General features: G+C 37.5%; 12 protein-coding genes. 2 read left to right on the top strand and 10 right to left on the bottom strand.

Annotation, left to right across the window (positions count from 1 at the left end):
• From ABFC98_05705 to ABFC98_05670, 8 genes are all read right to left on the bottom strand, one after another.
• Positions 1-680 (bottom strand): NAD(P)-binding domain-containing protein (locus tag ABFC98_05705; GenBank protein ID MEN6445523.1); only part of this gene is annotated, 680 nt, incomplete at its 3' end.
• The gene (locus tag ABFC98_05700) at positions 680-1,015 is read right to left on the bottom strand and encodes a hypothetical protein (protein MEN6445522.1); all 336 of its coding nucleotides are present in this window, start codon (positions 1,013-1,015) and stop codon (positions 680-682) included. The genes ABFC98_05705 and ABFC98_05700, both read right to left, overlap by 1 nt.
• 15 nt (positions 1,016-1,030) lie before the next feature.
• Positions 1,031-2,179 (bottom strand): hypothetical protein, encoded by a 1,149-nt coding sequence (locus ABFC98_05695; protein MEN6445521.1) that lies wholly within the window; start codon positions 2,177-2,179, stop codon positions 1,031-1,033.
• Positions 2,180-2,188: 9 nt separating this feature from the next.
• The gene (locus tag ABFC98_05690) at positions 2,189-3,013 is read right to left on the bottom strand and encodes a hypothetical protein (protein MEN6445520.1); all 825 of its coding nucleotides are present in this window, start codon (positions 3,011-3,013) and stop codon (positions 2,189-2,191) included.
• A 10-nt stretch (positions 3,014-3,023) separates the two neighbouring features.
• Positions 3,024-4,148: a poly-gamma-glutamate system protein gene (gene pgsW, locus ABFC98_05685; GenBank protein MEN6445519.1), complete on the bottom strand. Its 1,125-nt coding sequence runs from the start codon at positions 4,146-4,148 to the stop codon at positions 3,024-3,026.
• 1 nt (position 4,149) lies between these two features.
• Positions 4,150-4,605, bottom strand: a complete 456-nt coding sequence (gene pgsC, locus ABFC98_05680; protein MEN6445518.1) for a poly-gamma-glutamate biosynthesis protein PgsC — start codon at positions 4,603-4,605, stop codon at positions 4,150-4,152.
• Entirely contained in the window at positions 4,602-5,792 is a 1,191-nt protein-coding gene (pgsB, locus tag ABFC98_05675) for a poly-gamma-glutamate synthase PgsB (protein MEN6445517.1), read from the bottom strand. The genes pgsC and pgsB overlap by 4 nt, the downstream gene beginning before the upstream one ends.
• A 209-nt stretch (positions 5,793-6,001) precedes the next feature.
• Positions 6,002-8,446 (bottom strand): hypothetical protein, encoded by a 2,445-nt coding sequence (locus ABFC98_05670; protein ID MEN6445516.1) that lies wholly within the window; start codon positions 8,444-8,446, stop codon positions 6,002-6,004.
• Between the two features lie 437 nt (positions 8,447-8,883).
• Here ABFC98_05670 and ABFC98_05665 point away from each other — a divergent pair, with 437 nt between their 5' ends.
• On the top strand, positions 8,884-9,786 hold the full coding sequence (locus ABFC98_05665) for a polysaccharide deacetylase family protein (protein MEN6445515.1): 903 nt from the start codon (positions 8,884-8,886) through the stop codon (positions 9,784-9,786).
• 125 nt (positions 9,787-9,911) lie between these two features.
• Positions 9,912-12,263, top strand: coding sequence for a sodium-translocating pyrophosphatase (locus ABFC98_05660; GenBank protein MEN6445514.1), 2,352 nt, complete (start codon positions 9,912-9,914; stop codon positions 12,261-12,263).
• A gap of 88 nt (positions 12,264-12,351) precedes the next feature.
• Here the strand turns inward: ABFC98_05660 and ABFC98_05655 are convergent, their stop codons facing one another.
• Together ABFC98_05655 and ABFC98_05650 are read right to left on the bottom strand one after the other, a co-directional pair.
• Positions 12,352-13,743 carry an aminomethyl transferase family protein gene (locus tag ABFC98_05655; protein ID MEN6445513.1) on the bottom strand — a complete coding sequence of 464 codons (1,392 nt, stop codon included), beginning with the start codon at positions 13,741-13,743 and terminating at the stop codon, positions 12,352-12,354.
• 137 nt (positions 13,744-13,880) lie between these two features.
• Entirely contained in the window at positions 13,881-15,443 is a 1,563-nt protein-coding gene (locus ABFC98_05650; GenBank protein ID MEN6445512.1) for an amidohydrolase, read from the bottom strand.
• Between the last annotated feature and the right edge of the window lie 2 nt (positions 15,444-15,445).

The raw sequence follows: 15,445 nt of genomic DNA, 5'->3' as shown, positions 1-15,445 counted from the left end.
TGAATTTCAACTATGCCCCGGGTTAATAATGCCCCGATTGTATTATCCCCAAAACCAAGACCACGAATAATTCCTGCCGCTATGGCAATGATATTTTTAACGGCACCGCCAATTTCCACTCCGATAAGATCGGTATTGCGATAAACCCGAAAATATTCATTACTGAATACAAATTGCAATTTAGTCAGCAATTCATCGTCTTTGCCTGCAATAACGACCGTAGTAGGAATTTTTTTAGCTACTTCTTCCGCATGGGAAGGGCCTGAAAGAACGCAAATTTGTGCCTCGGAGATAAAAGGCAATTCTTCTTTAATGATGGCGTCAATAGTTTTAAAAGTATCTTCTTCAATACCTTTTGCTACATTCACAATTGCTTTTAGGGCTGGATTACGCCAAAGAGAAGCAGGAACTTTCCGTAAAGTTGAGCGAAGAAACTGCGTTGGAGTGGCTAAAATAACTATCTCGGGTGCAAAAGCAACTAAATCGTTAAAATTGTTCGTAAATTTAACTTCGGCGGGGAGAACTACTTCTGGCAGTAAATGTGGATTGGAGTGGGATTTCTTTAATAAAGACAGATATTCGGGATTATATTCCCAAACCAAAACCTGGTGCTTGTTTTCAGTTAGTAATGCTGATAATGCAAGCCCCCATCCTCCGCCACCAAGAATGGCAATTTGCACTATTTATCCTTATCATCCAAATTTAAGTGGCAAAATCTATTTATTTCCGCAATATCATCTTCGTCCAAATCAGAATCGTCAATATCTTCATCTTCGCTATCTTCAACCCAGTCAGGACAGAAAAGTAGGTCTTCTTCATAATCCCATCCGTCCACATTTTCTAACCCGTAACGCAGAAGGAGTTCTTCTTCCCAGAAAGAGTAATAAACAGTTCCGGCTTGAACTGCCCAAACCAAAACCGGTTTTTTATAGTGCTTCAATTCCACTTTAAGATTCTCTACTAAAGAGAGAAATTCCTTAATTTTGCCTGTGTCGCTTTCTTTTTTAAATATCATTTATCACCTCTAATCTTAAAAATTATACTTCAGAACTGCGGATAAGCGATTTTCGCCATATTCTTTCAAGCGCAGAACTGAATCGTTATCTGAATCTATATTCCTGAAGAAGTGAGAGTAGTCAAGAGATAAATTCCACTTTGGCGAAAATATGAACTTAAAATCAGCTGCTATATTATAAGTATAATCGGCTCTTCCGCCATACCAAGTACCATTTCCCTGATAATATTTTTGCTCGTAATTTAGAGCGAAAGAGGGTTGCCAAAGGGTTTTTCCTTCTTCAGAAAGAGGCATTTTAGGCAGTATGATTTTGCCGTTGTAGATATTACTTTGATAGGAAGAATCCTTATTTTCAATTCTCTTGTCACAAGTAAAATCCCGATAGGCATACGAGCCCTCCAACGAAAAATAAGGAAATTTATAGCTTGCCTCCACTTCATATTCAAGTGCGGAACCATCACCTTCCGTAAAGTATTCATTATATTTGTAAACATCATAACGCAGGTTGGTTTTTACCGTCGTTTGAGGAAATGGCTTGATAGCTAAATTGCCTTGATAGGAATCTCTACTGTAACTATATTTTTCCAGTTCATCGGTTCCATCTGAATCAACAAAATGACGAAAATAAATATAGGGACTGGAAGCATATTGTAAAGAACAGTTCCAGTAATATCTATCTGCTCGTAATTTTAATGCCCAGTCGGTGCGATATTTATCTTCATTACTTACATTCTGAGAAAATTTTGCTGTTACGGAAGGAGTGAATTTCCACCAACGATAAAAAACGGGATAGCCCAAATCTATGCCTGCACTGAGGGCTAAATCATCTGTCGTATTCACAAAATCCAGATTGGGATTATGATCATCAAAACGATCAAGATCGTATTCAGAAAGATGAAATACATTATCTGAATAGGAAGCTCCCAATTGCATAGAGCCAATAACCTGAGCTCTAACATTTAAAGAAGAAAAGATGCATAATGTTAAAAGCAATATTATGGGACGAATTCTGGTTCTTCTTCTGATCTTATGCTTTTTTACCGTTATGCTTTTTTCGCTCTGATCAGCGGAAAGATATTGAACGGTATTCTGAACTTCTTTTGCCGGTAAGGGTGGAACAGAATATTTTTTCTGACGCTCTTGCTTTGTCTTTAAATCAGGCATAATATTGCTCTACTTCTTTATTATAATTGGTTTAGCAAGAAATAAATGCTCACTTAAAGCGCGCAATTCATATTCAGTGGATTTAGTATTAACAGGTAATACTATCTTTTTGGCAATCCCCAAATTAGTAATTCCCGGGCTGTGATATTTGGTAGTGCGTTTTAAATTAAATTCTACTACCTCAACTAATTCGCCATTGGCATAAATACCCAGCTTGGGTATTGAACGATCAAGCAAACGAGGCCTTACATAAAGATAAGCATTTCTGCCATTATTGAGAGTGAATTTCAAGGGTTGCCCAGGCATAAAACTGTAATAATCACTGTTAGAGCCATTATGCAAAACATTTACAATTCCACTGTGTCCTCGAATGACAAGATTAGCTTGTTTCTTTGCTTTGGGAGGTTGCGGAGGTAAAACACTGAAAGCACGCATATAAATTGAGCGGTCATAACATATTAGCTGAATATTTTTTGTGTTTTCCGTTACCTCAATGGTTAGAGGTTGATATAAATAATACTCACCTCTCTTTTCTTTAAAAACAAGAGGATAGACCTTTCGTTCTTTACCTGTGATAATGACTATTTCAGGTTTACGCACAGCTCCATTGCTAAAACTGCGAATCTCTATTTTATTTACTCCTGTAGTATTCAAAAGCAATGCTCTTTCAGGAAGACCTCGATAATAATAATAATTACCTGCTTCGGTTTTTAAAAGGCGTTTCGTGCCCGGATTATCAAAAGTGAGAATTTTATACCTATTTGCCGATTGAGCGTAAAGTAAACTGGCAAGCAGTAATATTATGGATATGAGTACAAAATGTTTCTTGTGCATTATGTTGTCCTTACAGTTCTTCGTCTGGATCTACTATATTAGCCATAAATCTGCGATCATGTCGATCAAATATGATTACAACCAATATGGCAATTATTAGAGCAGCCAGACAGATGACATTGACGGTCTGATTATGAATTAGTAAACCATACATTTTACCTTCACCTACTTTGGGCATTGTATCAAAAGAAGTGGGAAGATTATATTTTTTAGCCCAGCGTAAGACGCGACGGAAATGTAAGATAGGTATATTGTTTTTTGCCATCTTCATTATCACGCCTTCTTTTTCGTAACTGTGCTCTGCCAAGTTTCGGTTTATTCCTTCCGGAATAAGATTGGCATTGGGTTCGCTACCGACATTAGCAATGCTGGTTCCGATATTTATGAACACTTTATATCTTTCGCCTTCAGGGATAAGTTCTTCATAAGCGACCATTCGAATATTAATATTGTCCTCAAGGTCTTTTCCAACAAGAAGAGGAACATTATTGCGTTGCATAGCTTCACGCAGAGCTTTTATGCCATTATCGGATAAACCAATGCCCAAATCCTCTTTGCCTCCAAAAGAAGCATAACTGGAACCAAAATCAAATATGCCTTTGGATTTTAAAATACTCTCTATATCCAGCCAGGTTAATTCTGGACGATTTGCTCCATAAGAGGCAGAGGATAAAGCAACAATTATTTTAGGATTCAGTCCCATTACTTTTATTGCAGAATAAAGAGCTAAATTAACTGATGGATTACTTCCTGTGATTCCCACTGCAACATAATCACCCGGCACAAGTTTCAGTTTCGCTAATTCATCTACAAATACAGCAGCTAAATTGGGGTTTATGGATGCCCTTTTTTCAGATAGCAGACCCCTATCGGTAGTTATAGAACTAAGACGCGTTCCAATTAAACCAGTTTTAAGTGGGTCATCTATAGGGTCTATTTCTATGTTGCGTTTATGCAATTCTGTTGATAAAGTGTCAATTGCCGTTTTCATCAATTGAGCGGCTGCTATCTTTACTTCATAATTATCGGTTTTAACTTGTATATAGCAAGTTTGAGCGATATAAAACAAAACTATGGCTAAGCATAAAAGAATTATCATAGAGCGATTGGATTTTAATGAAGGACGATACATCATTTTACAATTCTCCGTTAAAAATTACCATCAAAACCAAACGCACTACCACAGCAGCTATGCCCATAGAAGATAGTGTTTTCCAAAAACCCTGCCTTTCAAACCAATTGGCTATGAGGCCGGGAATTATATATCCGATAGATTGCATTTGTAATTGATGAATTGTAATATCCTGAATTACCAGTATTCTTGAAACCCAACCCAAAATAAAGCCGATTAGAATACTTAATACCATCCGTCTTTTTCCGAATAACAGTGTAAAATTACTTATAATCCTGATAATTGCCCAAGTTAATAAACTGATGATTAAAGTTCCTGCTATTTGCAATGGTTTGTCCAAATACAAAGCTATGTAACCTGGAACAACTATTCCTCCTGCAGATGCACCCAGTAATTCACTGAACAATAATGAGATAATAACGCCAATTCCAACTGCGGCTTGAACTATTGTGTCAATCACATCTGGCTCCTTTGACTGTTCTCTTTCATTTTATGCTTGAAGTGGGCAACTATTTGTGCCCCGTATTTTATTCTGCCTGCAATATTACCAATGCCCAAAATATGAGATTCTTGCCTTGTCAATTCCAAGACCTTTTGATAGATAACTTCCGGCAGTGGTTCTCCCAGCGGGATAATTTTTTCTTTGGGAATGCCAGCTTGTAAGCAAAATGATTCTATCTTGTCCGGAATTTCACCCGTTAACAAAAGATAGGAAAAATCGAGGGCTTTAACTGCATCAACCAATTGCTGGCTGCGAAAAATCCTATCTGCCCTGCTATTTAAAATGATGATTTTCTCCACATCCTTTAAGTTGCCAGTCACCATTTTGATGATGCCGACCGTTGATTGGGGATCATTTGCGGCAAAAACATTATAAAAGATAATCGTTTTGCCTGCGTCTTGGATGCGGTATTTTTTTAGCGCCCCCGGATCGGGAGTAGCTTTTTGCATTCCTCGTAAAGCAATTTCTCGAGGAACTCCCGTTTCTGCACAAACCGCAAGAGCAAGCTGAACATTTTCAGTATGTTCAATATAGCGGAATTTTGCCAATTCTTCCTGAGTAACATCCACAGGACGAATTTTATGCATTTTGCAATGTCTGCTATCCGCTACTTTTTTTAATAAAGGAAATTGTTCTTCTTCGGCAGTATAACAAACTTTATGAGGTGGAATTGTATTGCTTAAACACATTGTAACGCTTTGGACAGTAGAGCCCATCAAATCCAAATGATCTTCTCTGCAATTTGTGATTACCCCTATTGTACTACGAATAAATTTGCGTTCCGTTATCCATTGTAGAGCAGGATTTACTGCCATACATTCGATTACAATTGCATCGGGTTTATGTTTTACGGCATGACGAAAAATGTATTTCTGTTCAATGATATTAGCTCCCATCAATCTAATTATGGCTGCTTCTCTCCCATCTGGTAGAATAACTCTGGGTAAAGTTCCCGTGGTTTTGGCAACCGTTTTTTTGCCACCTTCTCTTAAGCCGGCTGCAATTAAACGAGTTACGCTTGATTTTCCCCGCGTTCCGTTTACATGAATCCGTATAGGTATTGCCAGAACATTTTTTTTATGTCTCTGATATTCAATTATCCAATGGACAATCAATATCAGAGTCACTATTATCAGAACAGTCATTTATTCCCCTGCTATTAGTTATTATATTAATACACATCCAGCTTGCCAGTAAATACCAACCAACTGAGCTTTTTTCTATAAGTGCAATAAATATTCCATTTATTGCTCTTTTGTAGATTAACAACAAGTTCTTCCCTGCCAAGTTAAAAAAAAAGAGCTTTGCTGAACAATATTCGCAAAGCTCCTTTTTTAAAGAAATATTGATATCTTTATTTGGCAGGCAGAGTGGCTGGATTTACTCTTTTATGAGTATTGCCTGACTTAACACTCCAACCCTTTACGGCATCATAGTGCAAAGTTGTTACATCCCACAAATCACCACTATCAGATAAATAACCATAATAGTTAACCGGCGTTTGATCTCCTTGACGAATTACCACCACACAATTGGTTCCAATCGCAACATCAGAATTATGGTCACTATAATAATGAATTTGTACAACATAGTCACCCGGAATGATAGTAGAAGTTGTAATATTTTCTGGCCCGTAGCCATCCGTATCATCAACATCAAGAGCCAGCCCACTGGCAGTGGTTCGATTGGCATAATAACACTTTTCGCCGTTAGGATCAGTAATCCAAAAGTCAACATCCGTTCCTGAAGTATCCCAAGTAAGAGTTCCATGCAAAGCAATTAAAGGCACTTGTGAATTAAATTGCATTGAATCTTCAGCAGAGAGTCCTCCTGAAACAGCAACCACTCTCACAGTGTGTTGAATTTCTTCAGAAGATCCAGTTAAAACTATTTCTTGTTCAAAATAACCATCATTCAAATTTAGATCAAAGATGTGTTCGCTATCTCCATCCAGAATCAATAATGCAGTAGTCAATTGTGGGTTAGCGATTTTACCAGTTATAGTAACCACTCTATCCGTTACTACATCGGAAATATCATCTATCGTAACATAAAAGTAAATGGGCAATTCCACCGCGTCGCTGATCACTACGATATCATTATTTTGATTACGAGTGGTGAATATATATTGCAAATTTAACTGTTCTATTGAGAGTTCTTTGTTGATATTGATTGGCACTTGAACAGCTAAGGTTTGTCCAGCGGGAATATTAGCCGCACCTGAATTGAAAGAAATAGAGAATCCTTCCCCAGCTAAAATATTGTGAAAACCGCTAAGGTCAGTTGTTCCAGTATTAGTAACATATAAAGTTAGGGTTGCAGATTCACCGGGATTTAATTTACTGTCTTCAAAATTCTCATAAGTAATTTCCCAATCATCGATGGCTATTGACCCACCCAAAGAGGCAATAGTTATGCTGCGCGTTTTGTTATTGTTTGCAACATCACTAACTACAACCGTGATAGTATATTCCTTTTCTTCTGTGGGAGTGAAAGTTAAGTTAGTTTTATTCGCAGTAAATCCTGTATAAGAACCACCAGTTACAGTCCACTGAAACGATAAATCTTTACCAATAGTACTAACACAAGTTAAATGAGTATGAACAGGTTGATTAACAGTTATGCAACTTTCCTCAACAGATAAGTCCTCTATAATAATAGGATTTTCCGATAGTTTTAATAGTTCTGCGGTAAGATTGGTAATGGCTGAGCTCGTAATTTGCAGATTTTCATAAACATTTCGAATAAAACCATCTGCCAAAGCAATAATATTATATTCTCCGGCAGGAAGCTGTTGTGCCAAATTTTGGGGAGCATTCATAATAACAGTGATACGAGGATCATCATCAGGCACATTTAACTTTGATATTATCAGTGTCTTACTTTCCGTAGGGGAAAAATCTACATTCATTGTTCCGCAAGTTTGAGAAGTTTCACCTTCCTCCAACATTTGATTCATTACTTCATTTGTCCATTCTCCTACGCCACCTCCATAAGCGTCACCAACAGCTTTTACACCTGTTTCACCAAGTTCTTTGGCTGTATTAGCCGTGGCTTCTCGTTCATCATCACTCCAGAGTAAAACATCTCTTCGCATTCCCATTTTTACAGGATCTTCATCACTCATATTTAAATAGGCATTTGCTTTTTCTTGAGAAGTATTGCCAGGTAATTCATCATAAGGAATTGAATTACTGCAATCCGCCGGAGAGGTAATAGGATCCCAATGCTCAATCATATTACGAATTTTTGCATCCCTCGCAGTATTTCTCTTTTGGACTGTTTCTGCCCATCCAGAGAGTAGTGGAATTCCTGACTGAGGATCATTTAACACTTGACGAATACTTTGCTTTCCGCTTAGAACACGCCAACCGGATCGAACCATTCTGCCGCCTGAAATTACTGTATCAGCGGCCTTATTATTTATGCCCTTAGCAATGTTAGATAGTAAACCCTTACTATCTCCGTAAGGAACAATATTATTTTCCGCTGATTCCAAAACGATAAATTTATCTGCGACTGTATTGCTTTGGCTAACATAGCCCTCTACAATGGCATCAATTTCAGCAAAACCATCACGATTATTTTTCGTGTTTCCCAGGTTGCGAATAGCATCCTGCATATCACCCATAGTGGCATCATGAGCTTCCATAGCGGATGTTAAATCGGTTTGATATTGCCAGTAATTATTCAGTGCATTAGCGGTATCGGCATTATCAGCATTGTCATTGTTGTCACAAGCGCTGAACATTAACATTAGCAGCACGGTTGATATTAGGACGATAATTTTTCTTTTCATAGTGTTTACTCCTTTATTATTATCTCTTTTACCACAATAAAATACACTTGAATTTCTTAAATATGCTTAGGACATCTTTCAGCATATCACGAAACATTGAGCAAAAATTCCTATGTTCATTATTCTTTTAGAACACACTATCACAAAGATAATGGATATTATAATCAAGTCCTATAACTGTGCAAGGAGAATTATTTTGTTTTAGCATTATGAGTGACTTCATTATTGCACGATGCTGTTTGCACTTGTACTATAGTAATAAATCTGTAACAATTCTCTAACGGCATTACGGCAGTGTTAGGTAAGTGTAAGAGAAGCATAAAATATTAAACAAATGAACTGGTTAATTTTCCACAATTCAGATTCTCCGTATAAGTTACTTGACAGTATGCCCATTAAAAGAATAAAGAAACCAAAATCCCAAGGTGATTAATGATATGAAGATAACAACCTATCCCAAAGTGCTTTACTATCATATTGTAGCTGATAGTTTTCCTGAGATATATCCAAAAGGAATTACCGTTGCGCGCTTTTTTGATCAAATAAAAAAGCTAAAAGAATGGGGATATCATTTCCGACCTTTGTCCGAAACTCTTAACCACCCGCAAAGAAACAGATTTGCCCGTAAAGATATCGTTTTAACTTTCGATGACGGATTTGCCGCTAACTATCCTTCCCTTATGTATTTACTTACCGAGCTTAAAATTAAACCAACTTTGTTTTTAATTGGTAAATGTATAGATAACAGAGAATTAGCTTGGAATCATAAGCTCATACTTATTAAACAATACTGCTCTACCGAAAAAATTAATAAAGCCATAAAAAAATATCTACCTAATGCTACTATAACAACTTTCTTTTCCAGCGTTACAATGGCAGATAAAGATAACATAACGGATTTGCTTTGGCAAGAGATTATGCCTTTCAGCGAAAAAGAGTTTTTGGAAAAAAACAAACCTTTTCTATCTCTGTCTCAATTAAATAGTTTAGTTAACGCCGGAATTGAATTGGGAATACACAGTTGGTCACATCCAGATTTTGGTCGTTTAACTTTTTCGGAGGCCTTTACCGAGATTGATAAATGCTATAGTGCGATGAAAGAATCTGGTTTGCCCTGCCAAAACTATTTTGCCTATCCCTACGGTCGCCCTGCTTCCAAGGAAATGGAAACCAAATTGAAAGAAAATTTAGACCTCGCCGCTACTTTTGGCATTAGGTATAAACTCGGAGATAATCAGTTTTCCGAAACCAGGTGGCAAAGAATAAAAATGGATGGCAGCAAGATGGAGAATACAATGCAGTTCTTGATTGCACCCTGTTTGCGTTTATTAAAAAAATGATGGCTTGACCATCTGAACGAATTTTCGCATTTTCTGGTTGACAATTTTTCTATTAGCCATTAAAATGATTTTAAATAACAAAAAGTAGCATAGCTTTTTTGTTACAAATAAATTAGAGGTAGTATATGATCTCAATACCTATCTTGTGGATTATTGCACCCTTTGGTGCAGTCCTGGCATTAGTATTTGCCGCCATTTTTTTTCATCAAGTAAAAAAACAAGATCCAGGCAATGCTAAAATGCAGGAAATAGCTGGTTATGTTAGAGAAGGTGCTTTCGCCTATTTAAAACAACAGTATAAAGGAGTAGGAATCTTCTTTATCGTTGCTTTTATCGTCTTTCAATTTATGGCTTGGGGCTTGGGTGTGTTACATTGGTTGATACCTTGGGCTTTTTTAACGGGTGGTTTTTTTAGCGGACTGGCGGGTTATATTGGAATGAATATGGCTACACTTGCTTCCAATAGAGCTACTCAGGCATGTACTAAAGGGCTAAATCAAGGTCTTAGAATTGCTTACAGAGCCGGAAGCGTTATGGGCTTAACAGTGGTTGGGCTTGCTTTAATTGATATTTCTGCCTGGTTTTTCATCCTTAATATGCTGCATTTCCCTCTGGAACAAATTACGGTCATAATGCTTTCATTTGGTATGGGAGCTTCTACTCAAGCACTTTTTGCCCGTTTAGGCGGAGGCATATATACAAAAGCTGCTGATGTTGGTGCAGATTTGGTTGGCAAAGTAGAAGCCAATATTCCGGAAGATGATCCTCGTAACCCTGCAACCATTGCAGATAATGTGGGTGATAATGTGGGTGATGTTGCCGGTATGGGAGCAGATTTATACGAAAGTTATGCTGGTTCTATTTTAGCTACTGCAGCTTTAGGAATGAGTGCAGTTAATATGTTAGGCGCTCAATATGCTGCTTGGAGAGTTAATTTTGTGGTGGCTCCAATGATTTTAGCCGGCTTGGGTGCACTTCTTTCCGTTTTAGGTATTTTTACTGTAAGAACCAAAGAAAATGCGGGTCCCAAGGAACTGATGTTTGCTTTGAATAAAAGTGTATATTCAAGCTCGCTGTTAATTGCCGTTTGTGCTTTCTTCGTTACCAAAGCATTGTTGCCAGCTGACTATTATTTTGGTATTTTTGTCTCTACGGTAACGGGTTTATTGGCAGGAATTCTGATCGGATTTTTTGCCGAATTATCCACTTCTCCAAGTTATAAAGCAACTCGTGAGATTGCCAATCAGGCAGATTATGGTCCTGCCACAGTTATTTTGGAAGGTTTTTCGGTTGGAATGAGATCAACTGCCGCTCCTGTAATCATTATTGTTTTGGGAATTCTTGTTGCCTTTATCTGTAGCCATGGTTTTTCCTCTATTGAAATGGGGTTGTATGGAATCGGTTTTGGAGCGGTCGGTATGCTGGCTACTTTAGGTGTTACATTAGCTATGGATGCCTTTGGTCCTATTGCCGATAATGCAGGTGGCAATGCTCAAATGTGTAATTTGCCGGAAGATGTAAGAATGATGACAGACAATCTTGATGCGGTAGGTAATACAACTGCTGCAACCGGAAAAGGATTTGCCATTGGAAGTGCCGCTTTAACTGCTATGGCTTTGCTCGCGGCTTATCTGGAAGAAGTTCGAGGTGCGCTTATTTTGGCAGGGGACAAAGCTGGGAAAGCTGTCTTTTTACATACTAACTATAATACAAAATTCAGTGATAATATTCCCATAGCAAGTGCTTCAATAAATGATTTCATTCAGTTCTTCCAAATTCACATCTTGAATCCGAAATTTTTATTGGGTGTTTTTATTGGCTCTATGGTTGCTTTTGTCTTTTCTTCAATGACCATTAAAGCCGTGGGAAGAGCTGCCGGTCAAATGGTGAAAGAAGTTCGTCGTCAGTTTAAAGAAATTCCAGGGATTATGGAAGGAACGGGAAAGCCAGAATATGCTAAATGTGTTAAAATTGCAACTCAAGGTGCCCAGAAAGAAATGTTGTTGCCTGCATTGGTGGGACTTTTAACACCGATTTTATCGGGAGTAATATTAGGTGTTCCAAGTGTGCTGGGTGTTCTTTTGGGTGCACTTTCCACTGGTTTTGTTTTAGCTGTAATGATGAATAATGCCGGAGGCGCTTGGGATAATGCCAAAAAGTATATTGAAACCGATAAAAAAGCCAAAGGAACGGATATTCATAAAGCCAGTATCGTGGGAGATACAGTTGGTGATCCTTTCAAAGATACTGCCGGACCTTGTATAAATATTCTGGTAAAACTGATGAGTATGATTTCTATCGTATTTTCCGGATTGATTGTAAACTATTCTCTGCATGTGGAAAATATAAATCCTCCCTTCAGTAGTGTTCATTTAAATAGAGCACTGGAAAATAAAGTTATTATGGTGGATAAGAATTCCGTAGATGCAAACGGAAACTATAGTGATACTACACAACAGAATACCCAAGTAAAATAAATCAACCAATAATATAACTGGAAGAACGACAGTGATGTCATTCTTCCAGTTTTTTATTTCTTAATTCCTGTTTGCTATTCCCAGGGTTTTATAAGTTTTCTATGTTTTTTAACGGTTTGTGAGCTGTAGCTAAAGTAATTCCTTCCAAAGTAACATAGCCAATAACAGGGCTACCTTTGGGTTGGCGATTTTCATCTTCCCGATAAAATTCTACAGGTATGCGTATTGGTTTATTATCCATTTCTCCGATCTCTTTTCCTTCTGCATCTTTTGGGAAAAGTGAATGATAAAACCAGCCCATTCCAATTGCCGCAGTTCCATTTTCTTCATTCACATTTTTTCGTTTGGAACCAACAGCCAAACGCATTTCTAATGATACATTGGGCGAATTTATGCTGCTGGTGACGGTTCCCAGTCGCTTTCCATCTTTATAAATACCCCGATTGGTAACAATGCCTTCTGAAACAAATATATAAAGTCGTTTTGGAATTCCTGCCGCTATCTCTTTTGCCAATGCCTCTTTACCAGTAAAGTTATCCTTATTCATATCCACTGCCGTTTCAAAAAGAGGAGCATTTACAGGAGTATGATAAGGATCGTATTCTTGGCCCATAAGCGGCAAACCAAAAGGACCTGCTGAAATTCTGTTTTCATCGCGGCCTCCCAATCCAACTAATAATCCCCCCAAATTTAGCGCTTTGGTTATGATAATTTTGGCATCTTCTTCAGCAACAGCGCTTGGTATATAAAGCTCCCAGCCCCATCTATTCGTGTAACCGGTTCTGGATAAATAATACTTATTTCCGTTATGTTCAAACTCGTTGAAGGTGAAATAATTCATATTCTTATCAAGATTAGATCGGTTTTTTAGCACACTTTCACCATAAACTTCTTTGATCAATTTATAGGAAAGCGGGCCCTGAATATCTATTTTTACCAGGGTTTCTGAAATATCTTTCGCCCATACCTCTTCCCCGTCTTTTTTACAAGCCATAATTCTATCGATATCCGCAATGAACTCTTTTGGCGAACCATCAATTTCTACTACATCGGTAATATCGTGTCCAGCATTGATAACCAAAATGAAACTGGTTTCGGAAAGCCGCATCAAAATCATATCATCTTGAACGCCACCTGTTTTGTTCAATAGTAAAGTATATTTACACTGCCCTACTTTCATATCATTAAAATTGCCGGCTAAAGCCCTATTTAAAAGGTTTACCACATCTGTTCCGTAAAACAACAATTGCCCCATGTGATCAATATTGTAAACAGCTACTTTATTGATAGCCGATGCTTCTTCCAGAACAGTGGTTAGATAGTTTACAGCCATAGAATATTGGCCAAAATTATTGCGTTTTATGCTTTGTAATGGAAGACCGTATTTTTGTGCTAAAAGAGGAAGATACCAGTTTTCTTCCAGATTATAGAGAGCCGTTTTGCGTTCCTGAACAGGAAACTTGAAACCTAAGCTATTCATCGTTAAACTCCTTTTATAGATTCTTTTTGTGAATCATAATTGCTAAAGTAGGCCTTTTTGTCCAGAATAATCTTGCTTCTCTTTTTTACGAAGATACAAACCCTAAAGAATGAATGTAAGGTTATGACCTATTTTGGTTACATAATTTCACCATTTAGCATCGTTAATTCACTTTTTGCCGTTAACCAGAAAGTATTGGGATATTTCCTATAGTCCTCAATTACAATTAAATCCGCTAATTTCCCTGTGGCGATGGAACCTCGTTCTTTTTCACTTTTAGTGGACATTGCGGCTCCAAGTGTATAACCCATAATTGCATTCAGAGCAGTGATCGATTGATCTTTACGAAATTGAGGCAAAGATGGATTATTGTTTGGACGCCTTTCTATGGCACTGTAAATTCCCTGAAAAGGATTAATGGTTTCTATGGGAACATCGGAACCGAAGGCATACGGAATTCTTGCAGCAATCAAACTGCTTATAGAATACGCTTGGTCTATGACATCTTTCCAGTGTTTTTCTATCAAAGGAACATCGTTGGCAATATGAATTGGTTGCAAGGAAGCAAATAACTCCGCTTTTTTTAACAAAGGTATATCCTCTTTCCGAATGGCTTGAATGTGTTCAATGCGGTTAAAAAGCTGATTGAACTTACCAGTTAACTTTAACTTCAATGCACAATTAATCACTTGTGATACACACCGATTTCCGATAGCATGAATGGTAGTGGCAAAACCATTTTCAGCCGCGGAAAGCATTGTATTATATAGTTCTTCATCCAGATAGCGTAAAATACCATATCCTCCTGCAGGATATTTTTCATACATTGCAGCTGTCTGTGAACCTAAACTACCATCTCCGAATAGTTTTAATCCACCCAACTTATAAAATTCATCACCTTCATAGCTTTTATATCCTTCTTGCAGAACTTTCTCATAATCTTCTGGATAAAAATGCCAACAAAAACGAAAATTCTTACCCTGAGCTTGTGCTTTTAGCATCAGGTCTCTACTGAAAATACTTTCCATACTGTTAAAGCCAACTAAACCCATTGGATAAAGCGAATCTACTGTTTCTGAAATTGCTTGGACGATAACTTGCTCTTCAGGATAGATAATATAGGGATAGATAAGTTCATTGGCAGATTCATAAAGAACGCCTGTCAGTTCTCCCCTTTTATTATGTTCTATTAAACCACCAGAAGGATTGGGCTTATTTTTATCTATCCCAGCAATTTTTAAAGCCAAGGAATTGCATAATTTACTGTGATAATCCTTACTCATCAAAGCAACCGGAAGATCAGGAAAAATTGAATCCAATAACTTTAAGGATAGTTCTTCGGGATTATCTATGCGATTACGATCCCATCCACCCCCCAAAATCCATTTTGGGTTCCAGTTAAGGTTATCTCGATAGTTTATCAGATAGGTCTTTATATCCTCTATGTTATAACAATCTTGCAAATTTACCAATATGCGACTCTTGGCAAATTCCACAAAATGTGTATGGGCATCCATAAAAGCAGGTAATAGCAGTTTTCTTTTCAGGTCTATTGTCTCAAAACCTGATTTTGCCTGCATTTTACAATCCTGCAGATCACCTAAATAGGCAATTTTATTTTTGTGAATTAGGATTGATTTGTCTTCAAAGCACTTTTTTTTGCTATTCAGAATAAATCCGTTCGTAAAAATATAGTCCATTT

Origin of the sequence: Candidatus Cloacimonas sp., assembly GCA_039680785.1 — a bacterium.
Classification (GTDB): Bacteria; Cloacimonadota; Cloacimonadia; order Cloacimonadales; family Cloacimonadaceae; genus Cloacimonas.
This window is presented reverse-complemented; position numbering and strand designations above follow the sequence as displayed.

Coding starts and splice junctions, on each gene's coding strand:
- ABFC98_05655 (MEN6445513.1), bottom strand. CDS start 13,743: ATGAATAGCTTAGGTTTCAAGTTTCCTGTTCAGGAACGCAAAACGGCT.
- ABFC98_05670 (MEN6445516.1), bottom strand. CDS start 8,446: ATGAAAAGAAAAATTATCGTCCTAATATCAACCGTGCTGCTAATGTTA.
- ABFC98_05690 (MEN6445520.1), bottom strand. CDS start 3,013: ATGCACAAGAAACATTTTGTACTCATATCCATAATATTACTGCTTGCC.
- ABFC98_05695 (MEN6445521.1), bottom strand. CDS start 2,179: ATGCCTGATTTAAAGACAAAGCAAGAGCGTCAGAAAAAATATTCTGTT.
- pgsW (MEN6445519.1), bottom strand. CDS start 4,148: ATGATGTATCGTCCTTCATTAAAATCCAATCGCTCTATGATAATTCTT.
- ABFC98_05650 (MEN6445512.1), bottom strand. CDS start 15,443: ATGGACTATATTTTTACGAACGGATTTATTCTGAATAGCAAAAAAAAG.
- ABFC98_05665 (MEN6445515.1), top strand. CDS start 8,884: ATGAAGATAACAACCTATCCCAAAGTGCTTTACTATCATATTGTAGCT.
- pgsB (MEN6445517.1), bottom strand. CDS start 5,792: ATGACTGTTCTGATAATAGTGACTCTGATATTGATTGTCCATTGGATA.
- ABFC98_05700 (MEN6445522.1), bottom strand. CDS start 1,015: ATGATATTTAAAAAAGAAAGCGACACAGGCAAAATTAAGGAATTTCTC.
- ABFC98_05660 (MEN6445514.1), top strand. CDS start 9,912: ATGATCTCAATACCTATCTTGTGGATTATTGCACCCTTTGGTGCAGTC.